Genomic DNA, 698 nt, shown 5'->3' on the forward strand with positions numbered 1-698 from the left:
AACTTTAATGGTGGTGGATATCGTATGACCAAAGTGCTTGACTTTACCAATGCAAGACGAAGTGGCAATTGGCAAAACGGTATCGCTGACTTGTTCTATAAAAGAAAAATTAGTTATAAAATGAATGGTTATTGGATGGGGGGATTATTTAGCGAATGGGGACGTGTGACTCAAATCTACTATAAAGATAGTGATTGGGAATTTTTTCAAGTTGGCGATCCTGCTTGGGGGGAGCTAAGAGGGTATTATTGGACATCAGATCTTATTGACTTTTATACTCGCGTTGTAGAGACAAATACAGGTGTTGTTGGCGGTAGATATCTTTCAGATCAAGACTATAGAGGAGCTTGCGTTACACCATAATTTTCTCTTCAATAATGACTATTTAAATAAAAATACTTGGTATTTTGTTTAAATAGTCGATTAAACTTTTTAGCTATAAAATATTTAGATTAATTTAACCATAAAGTTTATGCCCATTCATGATGAATAATTCTTACAATTTACATTTCTTTACAAAAAAGTCCGCCAAAAAACTAGCCAACTATTTCTTAAACGGCTATACTTTAATCGCTTTAGAAAGATAAGCTTATTAAATAAGCGAGTAGTTATAAAAAATCTAAATAAAACAAAATATTACTTGACAGGTGGAACAAAATGCAGTACCATTTTAGGCACAAGGCACAAGGCACAAGCAC

At 33.2% G+C, this 698-nt stretch carries 1 protein-coding gene; it reads left to right on the top strand.

The features are described from left to right. Positions 1–363, top strand: a 363-nt coding sequence (locus J6569_RS11190) for a hypothetical protein (RefSeq protein ID WP_296318535.1), incomplete at its 5' end; no start/stop codon positions are given. Between the last annotated feature and the right edge of the window lie 335 nt (positions 364–698).

This window comes from Gilliamella sp., assembly GCF_024104075.1.
Taxonomy (GTDB): Bacteria; Pseudomonadota; Gammaproteobacteria; order Enterobacterales; family Orbaceae; genus Gilliamella; species Gilliamella bombi.